The sequence below is a fragment of the Streptomyces sp. AF1A genome (genome assembly GCF_047340315.1).
Lineage (GTDB): Bacteria > Actinomycetota > Actinomycetes > Streptomycetales > Streptomycetaceae > Streptomyces.
This window is the reverse complement of the sequence record NZ_JBLEBI010000153.1, coordinates 1-16,836: the sequence shown is the minus strand read 5'-3', so window position 1 is coordinate 16,836 and position 16,836 is coordinate 1. Positions and strand designations below refer to the sequence as shown.

Below are 16,836 nucleotides of genomic sequence, written 5' to 3'. Positions count from 1 at the left end.
CGCGCCGGTGGCTCGCCTCGCCTCGGACGCCCGCGCGGAGTGGGCTCGCACCGCCACGGCCCGGGCGCGCCGGGCTGCCGTGCTGATCTCCGCGCCGGTGGGGCTGTGCTTCTTGCCCGCCTTCGTTGCGATCGGCGTGCTGCCCGTGGTGATCGGGCTGGCGGGCGGCGTGGTGGGAGGGAGGTGAGGCGTACGGCACTGCGCAGAACGCAGGACAAGTGACAGGGAAGCAGAAACAGACCCAAACCACACGGGGGTTGAAGTGAACAGGAAGATCAGGGACGCGCTGGCGGGGCTGCGGCGGGCGTGCCGTCGGGATGCCGGAATGGTGACCTCCGAATACGCGATGGGCATCATCGCGGCCGTCGGGTTCGCCCTGCTGCTCTACGAGGTCGTCACCAGCGGCGAGGTCCGCGCGGAGCTGCAGGCCATCGTGAAGAAGGCCCTCAGTGCGCGGATGTGAACGGGGAGCGGACCGGGGGTTCGTGACCGCGGAGGCGGCCGTGGTGCTCTGCGTGCTGGTGGCGTTCACGATGGCGCTGGTCTGGGGGCTGCTCGTGGTGGCGGCGCAGATCGAGTGCGTGGACGCGGCCCGCGTGGGCGCCCGGGCCGCCGCCCGGCAGGACCCGGCCGATGCGGTGGTGAGGCTGACCCGGGAGGCGGCGCCGCGCGGGGCGCGGGTGACCGTCGGGCGCCAGGGCGATCAGGTCCGCGTGACGGTGACCGCCAGACCGCCGCTGCTGAGCGGTCTGCCCTTCGAGGTGCGCGAGGAGGCCGTCGCGCTGGCCGAGGAGACCGTCGGTGCGAGGGAGCCGGGGCCGTGAGCCGGGGCTGGGCGCCAAGTCGGCGCGGTCGCGGCGAGGACGCCGCCCCCCTCTCGAAGTGCGTGGCTCCCAGGCATGGTTGGAAGCGCGGCCGAGCGTCCGCCGCCGTCGGGGGAGACCTGGCCGTGAGGCCGGGCCGGGCGCGAGGCCGGCACTGTTGCGACCGGGGTTCCGCATGCGTGTGGGGTGATCGGGGTTCCGCATCCGTGCGGGGTGATCGAGGCTCCGTATCCGTGCGGAGCGATTGGGGTTCCGTATCCGTGCGGGGTGATGGGGGTTCCGCATCCGTGCGGAGTGACCGGGGTTCCGCATCCGTGTGGAGTCTCGGGTCGATCGCCGTGCTCTGCGTGGTGTTCGGTGCCGTGCTGGCGCTCGGTCAGGCCGTCGTCGTCCGGCACCGGGCGGCCGGCGGGGCGGATCTGGCGGCGCTCGCGGCGGCGGACCACTGGGCCGAGGGCGGTGCCGCGGCCTGCGCCCGGGCCGGACGGGTGGCGGCGGCCCAGGGTGTACGGCTGGTGCGGTGCGCGATCGAGGGCGAGACCTCGGACGTCACCGCGGCCTCGGGAAGAGGCCCGTTCGCGGCGGAGGTCAGGGCCAGAGCCGGTCCGGCGGATGCGGTGCCGCCCGAGGTCAGCCGCGCGACACCTGCCCCGGAGCCGGCTCCACCCGGCTCTCCTGCTCCTCCTGCCCCCGCTCCTCCTGCCCCCGCGCCTCCTTCTCCTGCGGCGCCCCCCGCAGCAGCACCGTGAGGAGCCGCACCGCGCCCCTCTTGTGCAGCGGGTCGTTGCCGTTGCCGCACTTGGGGGACTGGATGCAGGAGGGGCACCCGGCCTCGCACTCGCAGGAGGCGATGGCCTCCCGGGTGGCGGCGAGCCAGCTTCGGGCCGTGTGGAAGGCCCGCTCGGCGAAGCCCGCGCCACCCGGATGGCCGTCGTACACGAAGACCGTGGGCAGGAGGGTGTCGGGGTGCAGGGGCACGGACACGCCGCCGATGTCCCAGCGGTCGCAGGTCGCGAACAGGGGCAGCATGCCGATCGAGGCGTGTTCGGCGGCGTGCAGGGAGCCGCCGAGGATCTCCGGGCTGATCCGGGCCTCGTCCAACTGGTCCTCGGTGACCGTCCACCACACCGCGCGCGTGCGCAGCGTACGAGGAGGGAGGTCGAGTTTCGTCTCGCCCAGCACCTCGCCGGTGATGAGGCGTCTCCGGAGGAAGGAGACCACCTGGTTGGTGACCTCGACGGAGCCGTAGCACAGGCGGCCCGCGCCCCACGGGACCTCGGTGTCGGTCTCCAGGATGGAGATCGAGGTGGTGTCGCGGGCGACCGTCGAGTACGGCGGGTCGGCCTGCTCGACCAGGGCGACCGAGTCCTCCAGGTCCAGGGAGCGCACCAGGTAGGTGCGGCCCTGGTGCAGATGCACGGCGCCCTCGTGGACCGTGGAGTGCGCGGCGGCCGCGTCGACCGTGCCGAGCAGGCGTCCCGTGCCGGACTCCACGACCTGTACCGGGCGTCCGCCCGCGCCGCGGATGTCGGTGAGGTCGGCGGCCCGCTCCCGGCGCGTCCAGTGCCAGGCCTTCGTCCGCCGGCGCAGCAGCTTCGCGGCCTCCAGCTGCGGCAGCAGCTCCGCGCCGGCCGGACCGAAGAGGTCCAGGTCCGCCTCGGTCAGCGGGAGTTCCGCGGCGGCGGCGCACAGGTGCGGGGCGAGGACGTAGGGGTTGTCGGGGTCGAGGACGGTGGACTCCACCGGCTGGTCGAACAGAGCCTCGGGGTGGTGGACGAGGAAGGTGTCCAGGGGGTCGTCGCGGGCGACGAGGACCGCAAGGGCACCCTGGCCGGAACGGCCCGCGCGGCCGGCCTGCTGCCACAGCGACGCCCGGGTGCCCGGGTAGCCGGCGATCACCACCGCGTCCAGTCCGGAGACGTCCACGCCCAGCTCCAGGGCCGTCGTGGCGGCCAGGCCCAGGAGCTCCCCGGAGTGCAGGGCGCGTTCCAGGGCGCGGCGCTCCTCGGGGAGGTAGCCGCCGCGGTAGGCCGCGACCCGCCGGACCAGGGAGCGGTCGACCTCGGCCAGCTTCTCCTGGGCGATCACCGAGATCAGCTCGGCGCCGCGCCGGGACCGTACGAAGGCCACCGAGCGCACGCCCTGCACGGTCAGGTCGGTCAGCAGGTCGGCGGTCTCGGCGGTGGCGGTACGCCGGACGGGGGCGCCCCGCTCGCCGTGCAGCTCGGTGAGCGGGGGCTCCCAGAGGGCGAAGACGAGCTCCCCGCGCGGGGAGGCGTCGTCGGCGACCTCGACCACCGGCAGGCCGGTCAGCCGGCGAGCCGCGACGGCGGGCTCGGCGGCGGTCGCGGAGGCCAGCAGGAAGACGGGCGAGGCGCCGTAGCGGGCGCACAGGCGGCGCAGCCGGCGCAGCACCTGGGCGACGTGCGAGCCGAAGACGCCCCGGTAGGTGTGGCACTCGTCGATGACGACGTACTTGAGCGACTTCAGGAAGGAGGACCAGCGCGGGTGGGAGGGCAGTATCCCGCGGTGCAGCATGTCCGGGTTGGTGAGGACGTAGTTGGCGTACTGGCGGATCCACTCGCGTTCCTCGAACGGGGTGTCGCCGTCGTACACGGCCGGACGCACGTCGGAGCCGAGCGGTCGCGAGAGTTCCTTCACCGACCGGCACTGGTCCGCGGCGAGCGCCTTGGTGGGGGAGAGGTACAGGGCGGTGGCGCCTCGGCCGTTCGGAGCCTTCGCACCATCCAGGAGGGTGGACAGCACGGGCACGAGATAGGCGAGGGACTTGCCGGAGGCGGTGCCGGTGGCGACCACCACCGAGTCGCCGTCCAGGGCGTGCTCGGCGGCCAGCGCCTGGTGCGCCCAGGGGTGCTCGATGCCGCACTCCTGCACCGCGGCGATCACCTCCGGCCGAATCCGGTCAGGCCAGACGGCATGGCGGCCCGCGCGCGGGGGCAAGTGCTCCGTATGAGTGATGCGCGCAGACCGGCTCGGTCCGGAGGCGAGCCGGCCCAGGACAGCGCTCGGAGCCGGGCGGGACGCCGGGTCCGTCAGGGGTCGATCGGATCGGTGATTCTTGGCCATCGGCACCGAGTGTGTCACTGGCGTGACGGACAATGGAGTCAAGGCGTCGTGCACGCCTGCCCGTAAGTGATTGAATGCCATCGCGGCCGGCGGCGCCTTCCAGGAGCAGCAGGCCGAGGTGCCCGAAGGGCGACCGCTCGATAGCAAGGTGCTGGAGGATCCGTGGACCTGTCCCTGTCGACCCGTACCGTCGGCGATCGTACGGTCGTCGAGGTCGGTGGCGAAATCGACGTATATACCGCGCCCAAGCTGCGCGAGCAGCTGGTCGAGCTGGTGAACGACGGGAATTTCCACCTCGTCGTCGACATGGAGGGCGTGGACTTCCTCGACTCCACCGGGCTCGGCGTTCTGGTCGGTGGCCTGAAGCGAGTGCGTGCCCACGAGGGCTCGCTGCGCCTGGTCTGCAACCAGGAGCGCATTCTCAAGATCTTCCGCATCACCGGTCTCACCAAGGTGTTCCCGATCCACACCTCGGTCGAGGAAGCGGTGGCGGCCACCGACTGACCCTGTCACCGGCCCGCTGCGGGGCCGCCGGCCGACGCCGGGTCACCGGTCCTCCCGGACCGGTGACCGGTCCGGGCGTCGCCGGCCGGTGCCCGACCGGGGTCCGTTGCGCCCGGGCTGCATCCGGGTATCGAAGTTCATGACGGGGCGGGTCCTCGGCGGCCCGCTCCGACCGCACGCCCGTGAGTTGCGAGGGGGATGCATGGCCACCGTTGAACTCCGCTTCAGCGCGCTGCCCGAGCACGTCCGGACCGCCCGGCTGGTGGCGGCAGCGGTGGCGCGCAGGGCCGGAGTGGACGAGGCCGTACTGGACGAGGTCCGGCTCGCCGTCGGCGAAGCCTGCTCCCGTGCCGTCGGGCTGCACCAGAGCAGCGGCATCACGGCACCCGTGAAGGTCGCGTTGATCGAGGAGGAGAAACAGTTCTCCATCGAGGTCGGCGACGAGGCCCCGCACGCGACCCACGGCGGCGACACGCCCGGCGGTGCAGCGGACGGTGACGCGGATGTCGAGGAGGACGAGATGGGGCTCGCGGTGATCAGCGGCCTCGTCGACGACGTGGAGGTCACCACCGGGCAGCACGGCGGTCTGATCCGGATGAGGTGGCAGACCACCCCGTCGGCGACGGCGCTCCTCTGAAGCAACCGCGCGATCTTGCAAGGGCCCTGCTCAGCAGGGCCCTTCTCGTATTTTGCGGCACCGCGCCGAATTCGTGAACCAATTCACGATCAATACCCCGATAATTTGATCAAGCGCCAATGCGGCCGTCAATGGTTTTGGGGCGTTACCTCTTTCGGGTTCCGTGGCGTGACCTCGATCATTTGCTGAAGAGCACAAGAAGGCCAATTCCGTTTACCGTGCTCTGTTTAGATCACTCGGGGGTACCTAGAATCCGTCCACATCTTGAGCTCAGCCCAAGCGTCAAGGAGGACGAATGGCGGGGCTTTCTACCCCCTATCAGCTGGACCACCCCACTTCCCTCGCGGCAGCGGTCCTGACCGACGACAACCGGATCATCGTGGCAGTCATCGCGGCGGTCGCTCTCGCCGCGTTGGTGGTCGCGGGGATCCTGGTGCGCCAGGTGCTCGCCGCGGGCGAGGGAACCGACAGCATGAAGAAGATCGCCGAGGCGGTCCAGGAGGGCGCCAAGGCGTATCTCGCCCGGCAGTTGCGCACGCTCGCCGTATTCGCCGTCGTCGTGTTCTTCCTGCTCATGCTGCTGCCCGCGGACGACTGGAGTCAGCGTGCCGGACGATCGGTGTTCTTCCTGATCGGTGCGGCCTTCTCGGCGGCCACCGGTTATATCGGCATGTGGCTCGCCGTGCGCAGCAATGTGCGGGTCGCCGCCGCGGCCCGGGAGGCCACCCCGGCCGAGGGTGAACCCGAAAAGGATCTCACCACCGTCTCGCACACCGCGATGAAGATCGCATTTCGCACGGGCGGCGTCGTCGGCATGTTCACGGTGGGGCTCGGCCTGCTGGGCGCCTCCTGTGTGGTGCTGGTGTACGCGGCCAACGCGCCGAAGGTGCTGGAGGGCTTCGGCCTCGGCGCCGCCCTGATCGCGATGTTCATGCGTGTGGGCGGCGGCATCTTCACCAAGGCCGCCGACGTCGGCGCCGACCTGGTCGGCAAGGTCGAGCAGGGCATTCCGGAGGACGATCCGCGCAATGCCGCGACCATCGCCGACAACGTGGGCGACAACGTCGGCGACTGCGCGGGCATGGCGGCCGACCTCTTCGAGTCGTACGCCGTCACCCTGGTGGCCGCGCTGATCCTCGGCAAGGCAGCCTTCGGCGACTCCGGACTCGCCTTCCCGCTGCTGGTGCCCGCCATCGGGGTGATCACCGCGATGATCGGCATCTTCGCGGTCGCCCCCCGGCGCGCCGACCGCAGCGGCATGACCGCGATCAACCGGGGCTTCTTCATCTCCGCGGTGATCTCCCTCGCGCTGGTCGCGGTCGCGGTCTTCGTCTACCTGCCGTCGAAGTACTCGGCCCTCAAGGGCGTCACGGACGCGGCGATCAAGGGCAAGGACGGCGACCCGCGGATCCTCGCCCTGGTGGCGGTGGCGATCGGCATCCTGCTCGCCGCGGTCATCCAGCAGCTGACCGGCTACTTCACCGAGACCAACCGGCGCCCGGTCCGGGACATCGGCAAGACCTCCCTCACGGGTCCGGCCACCGTCGTCCTCTCCGGCATCTCGGTCGGCCTGGAGTCCGCCGTCTACACCGCGCTGCTCATCGGGCTCGGCGTGTACGGCGCGTTCCTGCTCGGCGGCACGTCGATCATGCTCGCGCTGTTCGCGGTCGCGCTCGCCGGCACCGGCCTGCTCACCACGGTCGGTGTGATCGTCGCCATGGACACCTTCGGGCCGGTCTCCGACAACGCGCAGGGCATCGCCGAGATGTCCGGCGACGTCGAGGGCGCGGGCGCGCAGGTGCTCACCAACCTGGACGCGGTCGGCAACACCACCAAGGCCATCACCAAGGGCATCGCCATCGCCACCGCCGTCCTCGCTGCGTCGGCGCTGTTCGGGTCGTACCGCGACGCGATCACCACCAACGTGCACGACGTCGGGGTGAAGCTCACCGGGCCGGGCGCGCCGCTGAGCCTGTCCCTGGACATCTCGCAGCCCAGCAACCTCGTCGGCCTCATCATGGGCGCCGCGGTCGTCTTCCTCTTCTCCGGCCTGGCCATCAACGCCGTGTCGCGTTCGGCCGGTTCGGTGGTGTTCGAGGTGCGGCGGCAGTTCCGCGAGAAGCCCGGGATCATGGACTACAGCGAGAAGCCCGAGTACGGCAAGGTCGTCGACATCTGCACCAAGGACGCGCTGCGGGAGCTGGCCACGCCCGGTCTGCTCGCCGTCATGGCGCCGATCTTCGTCGGGTTCACGCTCGGCGTCGGCTCGCTCGGCTCCTACCTCGCCGGCGCGATCGGCGCGGGCACGCTGATGGCGGTGTTCCTGGCCAACTCCGGCGGCGCCTGGGACAACGCCAAGAAGCTGGTGGAGGACGGGCACCACGGCGGCAAGGGCAGCGAGGCCCACGCGGCCACGGTGATCGGCGACACGGTCGGGGACCCCTTCAAGGACACGGCCGGCCCGGCGATCAACCCGCTGCTGAAGGTCATGAACCTGGTCTCCCTGCTCATCGCCCCGGCGGTGATCAAGTTCTCCTACGGCGACGACAAGAACATCGGCGTGCGGATCGCCGTCGCGATCCTCGCGTTCCTCGTGATCGCCGGTGCCGTGTACGTCTCCAAGCGGCGCGGAATCGCCGTCGGCGACGACGAGAGCGCCGAGCGGGTGGCCAACTCACCGGATGCGGCGGTGGTTTCGTAGGCCTCCGGAGCGGGCCTGCTCAACGGGCGGGCGGACGGCGCGTGCTGACGCGCCGGCCGCCCGCCCGCGTGTGTGGGCGACACCACGCCGTGAGACGCCTCTCTCGTGGTGTCAAGAGTCACAAACACCGCCTTAGGGGGCGTACGGCATGGGGAGGACGTGTGTTCGCCGTGTAGGGTCCGGGGGCCGAGAGCCATGGAAGGGACCAATCCGGTGAACAAGAAGCTCGCGGCCGCACTGTCCGGCGGTGCGGTACTGGTGGTGGCGCTGTCGGGTTGCAGCAGCAGCGACGGCAGCAAGGGGCCCGACCCCAAGCTGGTCGCCTGGGCCAAGTCGGTGTGCGACGCGGTGCCCGCGCAGGACACCAAGATCAAGGCGGCGAACGCGGCGATCAGCACCACGGCCGCCGACACGGCCAAGCCCGAGACGCTCCGGAAGACCGACTCCCAGGCCTTCCAGGACATGGCCGACGGCTACAAGGCGATAGCCACGGCCATCAAGGACGCGGGTGCGCCCCCCGGGGTCAGCGACGGCGCCAAGCGGCTGCAGGACGTCGTGAAGAGCTTCAACAGCCTCTCCGCCTCCTACGCCGACCTGAAGAAGCAGGTCGACGGGCTGAACACCAAGGACCAGGCGAAGTTCGCCTCCGGGCTGCACGACGTCGCCGTGCAGATGACCGACCTGGAGAAGAAGCACCAGAGCGGCACCGAGGCGCTGAAGAACCTCCAGCAGGGCGAGGTCAAGGACGCCGTCGCCCAGCAGGCCAGCTGCAAGAAGATCGCCTCCTCGGCGTCGCCCTCGGTGACGGCTTCGACGGCGGGCTGACGGCAGGCTGACGACGGGCCGCACGGCCGTGCTGAGGCGGCCACGCGGCCGTCCGAGGCGGGCCCGTGCCGGCCGGCGCCGCAGGCACGCCGGCATGCGCCGCCGCGGGGCCGGAGGCGTCCCGCGCAACGGTGCCGGAGGCACGAGAGGGCGTTGGTGCGCCAGGGGCCGGGCGGTCCGTTCGGCGGCCCCCGGCGGTCTGCCGGTGGGCGTGCTCAGGCCGTCTCGGACGGGTTGCGCGGGACACAATGGGGGCGTGACTGACTCCGGACTCGCCACCCTGCCCGCTTCCGACCGGCCCGACGTCGCCGCGCGCCTGCGGGACGCGCTGCTGGCCGCCTCCTTCACCGCCGACGGGCTGCTCGATCTGCTCGGCGCCCCCGCGTACGCGGCGCTGGCCCGCAGCGAGACCGTGCCCGCCCTCAGGGCCACCCGTGGCGACACGCCGCTGGAGACGCTCGTTCGGCTGTTCCTGCTGCAGCAACCCGTGTCCCACGCGCGCGTGGCGGCCGTCCTGCCGGCCGAGCAGGCCCTGGAGGCCGGGTGGCTCACCCGCGTGGGCGGCGACGAGGTGGCCGCGACCGTGGACGTGCGGCCCTACGGCGGCCCCGGCGGCGAGGACTGGTTCATCGTCTCCGACCTCGGCTGCGCGGTCGGCGGGGCGGGCGGCATCGGACAGCGCGACGAGGGGGTCGTCCTGGGCGTCGGCGGCGCCTCCACCACGCTCGCCGGCATCACCGTGCGCGCCCCCGTCACCGCCGCGCTGGACCTCGGCACCGGCTCCGGCATCCAGGCGCTGCACGCCGCACAGCACGCCACGCGCGTGACGGCGACCGACCTGAACCCGCGCGCGCTGCACATCACCGCGCTCACGCTCGCACTCTCCGGCGCGCCCGCCGCAGACCTGCGCGAGGGCTCGCTGTTCGAGCCGGTCCGGGACGACGAGAGGTTCGACCTGATCGTCTCCAACCCGCCCTTCGTGATCTCGCCCGGTGCCCGCCTCACGTACCGCGACGGCGGCATGGGCGGGGACGATCTGTGCCGCTCGCTCGTTCAGCAGGCGGGGGAACGGCTGAACGAGGGCGGGTTCGCGCAGTTCCTCGCCAACTGGCAGCACGTGGCAGGGGAGGACTGGCAGGACAGACTCAGGTCGTGGGTGCCGCGCGGGTGCGATGCCTGGATCGTGCAGCGCGAGGTGCAGGACGTCACGCAGTACGCCGAGCTGTGGCTGAGGGACGCCGGTGACCATCGCGGTGACCCGGCGGAGTACCAGGCGCGGTACGACGCCTGGCTCGACGAGTTCGAGGCGCGCAAGGTGAGGGCGATCGGCTTCGGCTGGATCACCCTGCGCCGGACGGGCGCCGCCGAACCCGGCATCACCGTGGAGGAGTGGCCGCACCCGGTCGAGCAGCCCCTCGGGGAGACGATCCGGGCGCACTTCGAGCGCCTCGACTATCTCCGGGAGCACGACGACGCGGCGCTCCTGGACAGCCACTTCAGGCTGGCCGGCGAAGTGATGCAGGAGCAGGTCGGGCTGCCCGGCGCCGAGGACCCGGAGCACGTCGTGCTGCGCCAGCACCGCGGCATGCGCCGCGCCACCAAGGTGGACACGGTCGGCGCCGGGTTCGCGGGCGTGTGCGACGGCACGCTGAGCGCGGGCCGCATCCTGGACGCCATCGCCCAGCTCATGGGCGAGGACCCGGTGGTGCTCCGCGACCGGACGCCCGCGCAGATCCGTCTGCTGGTGGAACAGGGCTTCCTGGAGCCGGCGGGCTGAGCTGCGCGGATCGCATCGCGTGCGGTCGTACCCCGGATCCGCGTGCCGGCGTACCGGCGCGCGGATCACCGTCGTAGGCCCAGGACCGCCGTATGCCGTGGATCACCTCGTACGCGCGTCTCTGTTGTCTGCCGGTGATCGCTTGGTGTGCGCGTGCCCGGTCGTAGGCCGGTGATCGCTTGGTGTGCGCGTGCCCGGTCGTAGCCCGGTGATCACCTCGTACGCACGTCCCCCGTCGTAGCCCGGGAATCGTCTAGGAGGGGCCCGTGTCGTCTGCCGGAGAGCGTCTCGTACGACCCGTCACCGTTGTATGCCGTGCGTCACCGTCGCCGCCCTCACGCGCCGCCCGGAGCGGTGACGGGAAAAAGGCCGGAAAAATACCTGGGCCCGACCGGCACCCGCGCTCTGCGCCGACCGTGTCCGGTGCCCCGCGGGCCTTCCGTTCACCCCGCTTTCGCCCGCCCGTCTCCCGCGCGTGCCAGGCTCCCCGGGCTGTGCGGAGGCGGACGGCGCGGAAGGGCGGGCAGGGGATGGAGAGCGGGCCGGCGATCTTCGGGGGAGTGGTGTTCGCCCTGTTCGGAGGCGTTCTCCTGGTCTGGACGGGAACGCGCGTGCGACGCGGCGAGCCGGTGGCCCATGGGGTGGGCCGAGTCGCGTCGGCCACCCTCGCGAGCGTGGCCGGCACCCTCGGGCTGACCCTCGGCGTGTACTTCCTCACCCGCCTCTGACACCGGCGGCCGAAGGGTGCGGCAAGTCCCCCGAGAGTAAGGGGAGCGTCACGCTCCGGACAGGCGCCGAAGGGGGTACCCGGGACTCCGGGCGGCAGGAATGCCGGTAGTCGGGTTACCGTTCGAGTGGCCGTTGCGGGCTTTTCCCGTTTGACACGGGGGCGGGATGTACCGTCACACTCCGCAGCGTCACACGTGCCAGCAGTACGCCGCGACCCCGGGACCAAGGCCTGGGGAGGCCCAAGCGTCGACCGGAGAGAAGAGCGAAGTTGTCCCCGACCAGCGAGACCGCACAGGGCGGCCGCCGACTCGTCATCGTCGAGTCGCCTGCCAAGGCGAAGACGATCAAGGGCTACCTCGGCCCCGGCTACGTCGTCGAAGCGAGCGTCGGGCACATCCGTGACCTTCCCAACGGCGCCGCGGAGGTGCCCGAGAAGTACACCGGCGAGGTCCGCCGCCTCGGCGTGGACGTCGAACACGACTTCCAGCCGATCTATGTGGTCAACGCCGACAAGAAGGCGCAGGTCAAGAAGCTCAAGGATCTGCTGAAGGACTCCGACGAGCTGTTCCTCGCCACCGACGAGGACCGGGAGGGCGAGGCGATCGCCTGGCACCTCCAGGAGGTCCTCAAGCCGAAGATCCCCGTCAAGCGGATGGTCTTCCACGAGATCACCAAGGACGCGATCCGCGAGGCCGTCGCCAACCCGCGCCAGCTCAACCAGAAGCTGGTCGACGCCCAGGAGACCCGCCGCATCCTCGACCGCCTCTACGGCTACGAGGTCTCCCCGGTGCTGTGGAAGAAGGTCATGCCCCGGCTGTCGGCCGGCCGCGTGCAGTCCGTCGCCACGCGACTCGTGGTGGAGCGGGAACGCGAGCGCATGGCGTTCCGTTCCGCCGAGTACTGGGACCTGACCGGCACCTTCGCGACCGGCCGCGCAGGAGACCCGTCGGACCCGTCGTCGCTGGTCGCCCGCCTGCAGACGGTCGACGGCAGGCGGGTCGCGCAGGGTCGCGACTTCGACTCCCTGGGGCAGCTCAAGAGCGAAAACACCCTCCATCTCGACGAGGCGACCGCCCGCGCTCTCGCCGCCGCCCTGGAGAACACCCGCTTCTCCGTGCGCTCCGTCGAGTCCAAGCCGTACCGCCGCTCGCCGTACGCCCCGTTCCGTACGACGACGCTGCAGCAGGAGGCCAGCCGCAAGCTCGGCTTCGGCGCGAAGGCCACGATGCAGATCGCCCAGAAGCTGTACGAGAACGGCTACATCACGTACATGCGTACGGACTCCACGACGCTGAGCGAGACCGCGATCACGGCCGCCCGCGCCCAGGTCACCCAGCTGTACGGCGCCGACTACCTGCCCCCGCAGCCGCGCACCTACGCCGCCAAGGTCAAGAACGCGCAGGAGGCCCACGAGGCGATCCGTCCCTCGGGTGATCGTTTCCGCACGCCCGCGGAGACCGGTCTGACCGGTGATCAGTTCAAGCTCTACGAGCTGATCTGGAAGCGGACCGTCGCCTCCCAGATGAAGGACGCGACCGGCAACTCGGTCACCGTGCGGATCGGCGGCACCGCCGCCGACGGGCGGGACGTGGAGTTCAGCGCCTCGGGCAAGACGATCACCTTCCACGGCTTCCTGAAGGCCTATGTCGAGGGCGCCGACGACCCGAACGCCGAGCTGGACGACCGCGAGCGCCGGCTCCCGCAGGTCGCCGAGGGCGACGCGCTGTCGGCCGAGGAGATCACGGTCGACGGCCACGCCACCAAGCCCCCGGCCCGCTACACCGAGGCCTCCCTGGTCAAGGAGCTGGAAGAGCGCGAGATCGGCCGCCCGTCGACGTACGCGTCGATCATCGGCACGATCCTCGACCGCGGCTACGTCTTCAAGAAGGGCACGGCCCTGGTGCCGTCCTTCCTGTCCTTCGCCGTCGTGAACCTGCTGGAGAAGCACTTCGGCCGGCTCGTCGACTACGACTTCACGGCCAGGATGGAGGACGACCTCGACCGCATCGCGGCCGGTGAGGCGCAGGCCGTGCCGTGGCTGAAGCGCTTCTACTTCGGCGAGGCAAATGGCACCGGCGGCGCGGCCGACGCGGGCAACGGCGACGGGGACCACCTCGGCGGCCTCAAGGAACTGGTCACCGACCTGGGGGCGATCGACGCGCGCGAGGTGTCGTCGTTCCCTGTGGGCAACGGCATCGTGCTGCGCGTGGGCCGCTACGGGCCGTACATCGAGCGCGGCGAGAAGGACACCGAGCAGCACCAGCGCGCCGACATCCCGGACGACCTGGCGCCGGACGAGCTGACCGTCGAGCTCGCCGAGGAGCTGCTGGCCAAGCCCAGCGGCGACTTCGAGCTGGGCACCGACCCGGAGACGGGCCACCAGATCGTCGCCAAGGCCGGCCGCTACGGCCCGTACGTGACGGAGATCCTCCCCGAGGGCACCCCGAAGACGGGCAAGAACGCGGTCAAGCCGCGCACCGCCTCGCTCTTCAAGTCGATGTCGCTCGACACGGTGACCCTGGAGGACGCGCTGAAGCTGATGTCGCTGCCGCGTGTCGTCGGCACCGACGCCGAGGGCCAGGAGATCACCGCGCAGAACGGCCGCTACGGCCCGTACCTGAAGAAGGGCACGGACTCGCGCTCGCTGCAGACCGAGGAGCAGCTCTTCACGATCACCCTCGAAGAGGCGCTGGCGATCTACGCCCAGCCCAAGCAGCGCGGCCGGGCCGCCGCCAAGCCGCCACTCAAGGAGCTGGGCGAGGACCCTGTCTCCGGCAAGCCGGTCGTGGTCAAGGACGGACGCTTCGGCCCGTACGTCACCGACGGCGAGACCAACGCGACCCTGCGCTCCGGCGACAGCGTCGAGACGATCACGCCGGAGCGCGGCTTCGAGTTGCTCGCCGAGAAGCGCGCGAAGGGGCCCGCCAAGAAGACCGTGAAGAAGGCGGCGGCCAAGAAGACCGCCCCGGCCAAGAAGACCGCCGCCAAGAAGACGGCGGCGAAGAAGACGACGGCGGCGGCGAAGAAGACGACCGCGGCCGCGAAGAAGACCACGGCGAAGAAGACGACCGCCAAGAAGGCCACGGCCTCGAAGGCGAACGCCTCCGGCGCGGAGGACTGACCCCTCTTCGCTCGCCTGTTCGGCTTCGCCGAGCACACGCTCCGGCATCACTTTGGTGTCGGGGCGTGCGCATGCCAGGACGGCGAGGTGTGGTGTCGGTGGCTGCGGATAGTCTGAACGCATGACGCGAGCCGAGCAGCCAACGGCCCACACCACAGCACCGGACGACGCCCTGGTCGCGGACTCCCGCGAGCGCGCCGTCCGTTCCCTGCTGCGCCGACCGCAGCTGAGGCGCCTGTGGAGCGCGCAGCTGGTGAGCGGTGTCGGCGACACCCTCGCCCTTCTCGTCCTGGTCCTCCTCGCCCTCCAGGCCGCGATCGCCCAGGGGGCGTTCGGCGGTGGCTACCGGGGCGTGGCGTTCGCAGTGGCGACAGTCTTCGCGGCGCGCGTGCTCGCGGCGCTGCTCTTCGGCGCGGTCCTCCTGGGACCGCTGACCACGCTCACCGCCCAGGAGGGTCCGCTCGACCGCCGCTGGACCATGGTCGGCGCCGACGGCCTGCGCGCCGCGCTGCTGATCGTCGCGCCCCTGTGGATCGACTGGACACCGGGCAACGCGCTCGCCGCGCTGCTCGTCACCGCCTTCGTCACGGGCGTCGCCGAGCGGCTGTGGACCGTGTGCGGGGAGAGCGCCGCCCCGGCCCTGCTGCCCGCCCCGCCCCCGGAGGGCGCCTCCGTACGGCCGCTGCCGGACCACATGGACGCCCTGCGCCGCCTCGCGCTGCGCACCGGCTTCCTGGCGGTGCCGCTGGCCGCCGCCGCACTTGTGGTCGCCGCGCTGCTCAACAACCTGCTGGGCACCGGCGTCGCCTGGTTCGACCAGCACCACGCGGCCCTCGGGGCGTATGTGGCGGCCGGCCTGTTCGCCGCCTCCCTGTCCGTGCTGACCTTCCTCGAACTGCCCGACACGCGCACCCCGCGCGCGCGGTCCCCACTGGAGGGACTGCGCCGCCCGCGCACCGGAGCGGGCGTCGACAAGGGCCGTACGGGCGCGATCCCGCTGCTCGTGCCGGCCTGCGCCGCCGTCGCCGGCGCCATCGCGGCCGCCGTCTCGGTGTGCGTGCTGCACGCCACCGACCTGGGCGGCGGCCCGGCCCTGTACGGCCTGCTGGTGCTGGGCCTGACCGGCGGCGTCGCCGTCGGCATCCGCACGGCGCCCGTGCTGCTGCCCTCCCTCTCCCGCCGCCGGCTGCTCGCCCTCGCGATCGCCTTCACCGGCATCGCCCTGCTGGCCGCCGGGCTGGTCCCGGACGTCACCACCGTGCTCCTGATCGTCACACTGGCCGGCCTCGGCGCGGGCGTGGCGGCCAACACCGGGCACGCTCTGCTCGACCAGGAGACCGAGGACTACCGCCGGGCCCGCACCACCGAGCACCTGCACGCCGTGGTCCGCGTCTTCGTAGCGCTCGGCGCGGTGGTCGCGCCGGTGGTCGCGGGACTCATCGGCCGGCACCGGCTGGAGAACGGCCGGTTCGTGTTCGCGCACGGCGGCGCGTCCTTCACGCTGATGCTCGTCGGCGCGCTGCTCCTGCCCGTGGCCGCGCTGGTGCTCGCCAAGGTCGACGACCGTTCCGGCATCCCGCTGCGCCAGGACCTCAGGGACGCGCTGCTCGGCGGCGACGACCCGGTCGAGGCGCCGGCGCCGAACGGGTTCTTCATCGCCCTCGAGGGCGGCGACGGCGCCGGCAAGTCCACCCAGGCCGAGGCCCTCGCCGAGTGGATCCGCGCCAAGGGGCACGAGGTCGTGCTCACCCGCGAGCCGGGTGCCACGCCCGTGGGCAAGCGGCTGCGCTCGATCCTGCTCGACGTGTCCTCGGCGGGCCTGTCGCACCGCGCGGAGGCGCTGCTGTACGCCGCCGACCGGGCCGAGCACGTCGACACCGTCGTACGGCCCGCCCTGGAGCGCGGCGCTGTGGTGATCTCCGACCGCTACATCGACTCCTCCGTCGCCTACCAGGGCGCCGGGCGCGACCTGTCCCCGACCGAGATCGCCCGCATCAACCGCTGGGCCACCAACGGGCTGGTCCCGCACCTCACCGTGCTGCTGGACGTCTCCCCGGAGGCCGCCCGCGAACGGTTCACCGAGGCGCCGGACCGGCTGGAGTCGGAGCCGGCGGAGTTCCACGCGCGCGTGCGGTCCGGCTTCCTCACACTGGCCGCCGCCGACCCCGGCCGCTATCTGGTCGTGGACGCCGGGCAGGAGCCCGAGGCCGTCACCACCGTGATCCGGCACCGGCTGGACACCGTGCTGCCGCTGTCCGAGGCCGAGATCAAGGCCCGGGAGGAGGCGCGGAAGAAGGCCGAGGAGGAGGCCCGCCGCAAGGCGGAGGAGGAGGCCGCGCGCAAGGCCGAGGAGGAGCGCCTGGAGCGGGAGCGCCAGGAGGAGCTGGCCCGGCTGCGTGCCGAGGAGGAGGAGCGCAAGCGCCGCGAGCTGGAGGAGGCGCAGCGCCGCGAGGCCGAACGGCAGGCGGAGGAGGCCCGGCGGCGGGCCGCGGAAGCCGCCCGGCGCGCGGAGGAGGAGCGGCAGCGGCTCCTCGCCGAGGAGAAGGCCCGCGCCGAGGAGGAGGCCCGCCGCAGGGCCGAGGAGGAGCGGCGCCGGAAGCTGGCCGAGGAGGAGGCCCGGCTGCGCGCCGA

At 72.0% G+C, this 16,836-nt stretch carries 12 protein-coding genes and 1 pseudogene; 12 read left to right on the top strand and 1 reads right to left on the bottom strand.

Going from position 1 to position 16,836, the window contains the following annotated elements; genetic code table 11:
- From ACLU3S_RS28965 to ACLU3S_RS28950, 4 genes and pseudogenes are all read left to right on the top strand, one after another.
- Positions 1 to 187: pseudogene (locus tag ACLU3S_RS28965) on the top strand (hypothetical protein); the annotation flags it as partial.
- A gap of 75 nt (positions 188 to 262) precedes the next feature.
- Positions 263 to 463, top strand: a complete 201-nt coding sequence (locus tag ACLU3S_RS28960) for a DUF4244 domain-containing protein (protein ID WP_413954916.1) — start codon at positions 263 to 265, stop codon at positions 461 to 463.
- 22 nt (positions 464 to 485) lie between these two features.
- Positions 486 to 824 carry a TadE family type IV pilus minor pilin gene (locus tag ACLU3S_RS28955; RefSeq protein WP_413954915.1) on the top strand — a complete coding sequence of 113 codons (339 nt, stop codon included), beginning with the start codon at positions 486 to 488 and terminating at the stop codon, positions 822 to 824.
- 260 nt (positions 825 to 1,084) lie between these two features.
- On the top strand, positions 1,085 to 1,573 hold the full coding sequence (locus ACLU3S_RS28950; RefSeq protein WP_413954914.1) for an Rv3654c family TadE-like protein: 489 nt from the start codon (positions 1,085 to 1,087) through the stop codon (positions 1,571 to 1,573).
- Here ACLU3S_RS28950 and ACLU3S_RS28945 read toward each other — a convergent pair.
- Entirely contained in the window at positions 1,455 to 3,992 is a 2,538-nt protein-coding gene (locus ACLU3S_RS28945; protein ID WP_413954913.1) for a DEAD/DEAH box helicase, read from the bottom strand. The two genes, ACLU3S_RS28950 and ACLU3S_RS28945, sit on opposite strands and share 119 nt — an antisense overlap.
- Positions 3,993 to 4,073: 81 nt before the next feature.
- On the opposite strand from ACLU3S_RS28945, the gene bldG reads away from it, so the two are divergent.
- The 8 genes from bldG to tmk all read left to right on the top strand — a co-directional run.
- Positions 4,074 to 4,415, top strand: coding sequence for an anti-sigma factor antagonist BldG (gene bldG / locus ACLU3S_RS28940; RefSeq protein ID WP_010986038.1), 342 nt, complete (start codon positions 4,074 to 4,076; stop codon positions 4,413 to 4,415).
- 202 nt (positions 4,416 to 4,617) lie between these two features.
- On the top strand, positions 4,618 to 5,052 hold the full coding sequence (locus tag ACLU3S_RS28935) for an ATP-binding protein (protein WP_413954912.1): 435 nt from the start codon (positions 4,618 to 4,620) through the stop codon (positions 5,050 to 5,052).
- 295 nt (positions 5,053 to 5,347) lie between these two features.
- The gene (locus tag ACLU3S_RS28930; RefSeq protein WP_413954911.1) at positions 5,348 to 7,753 is read left to right on the top strand and encodes a sodium-translocating pyrophosphatase; all 2,406 of its coding nucleotides are present in this window, start codon (positions 5,348 to 5,350) and stop codon (positions 7,751 to 7,753) included.
- A 195-nt stretch (positions 7,754 to 7,948) separates the two neighbouring features.
- Positions 7,949 to 8,578: a small secreted protein gene (locus tag ACLU3S_RS28925; protein WP_413954910.1), complete on the top strand. Its 630-nt coding sequence runs from the start codon at positions 7,949 to 7,951 to the stop codon at positions 8,576 to 8,578.
- Positions 8,579 to 8,834: 256 nt separating this feature from the next.
- Positions 8,835 to 10,355 carry a methyltransferase gene (locus ACLU3S_RS28920; RefSeq protein WP_413954909.1) on the top strand — a complete coding sequence of 507 codons (1,521 nt, stop codon included), beginning with the start codon at positions 8,835 to 8,837 and terminating at the stop codon, positions 10,353 to 10,355.
- A 530-nt stretch (positions 10,356 to 10,885) separates the two neighbouring features.
- Positions 10,886 to 11,083 (top strand): hypothetical protein, encoded by a 198-nt coding sequence (locus ACLU3S_RS28915; RefSeq protein ID WP_413954908.1) that lies wholly within the window; start codon positions 10,886 to 10,888, stop codon positions 11,081 to 11,083.
- 269 nt (positions 11,084 to 11,352) lie between these two features.
- A complete protein-coding gene (gene topA / locus ACLU3S_RS28910) occupies positions 11,353 to 14,205 on the top strand; it encodes a type I DNA topoisomerase (protein WP_413954907.1) in 2,853 nt (950 codons plus the stop codon).
- 121 nt (positions 14,206 to 14,326) lie between these two features.
- The coding region (gene tmk, locus ACLU3S_RS28905) for a dTMP kinase (RefSeq protein ID WP_413954906.1) at positions 14,327 to 16,836 on the top strand (2,510 nt) is incomplete at its 3' end.

Coding starts and splice junctions, on each gene's coding strand:
- ACLU3S_RS28945 (WP_413954913.1), bottom strand. CDS start 3,992: ATGGCATTCAATCACTTACGGGCAGGCGTGCACGACGCCTTGACTCCA.
- ACLU3S_RS28935 (WP_413954912.1), top strand. CDS start 4,618: ATGGCCACCGTTGAACTCCGCTTCAGCGCGCTGCCCGAGCACGTCCGG.
- ACLU3S_RS28930 (WP_413954911.1), top strand. CDS start 5,348: ATGGCGGGGCTTTCTACCCCCTATCAGCTGGACCACCCCACTTCCCTC.
- ACLU3S_RS28925 (WP_413954910.1), top strand. CDS start 7,949: ATGGAAGGGACCAATCCGGTGAACAAGAAGCTCGCGGCCGCACTGTCC.
- ACLU3S_RS28915 (WP_413954908.1), top strand. CDS start 10,886: ATGGAGAGCGGGCCGGCGATCTTCGGGGGAGTGGTGTTCGCCCTGTTC.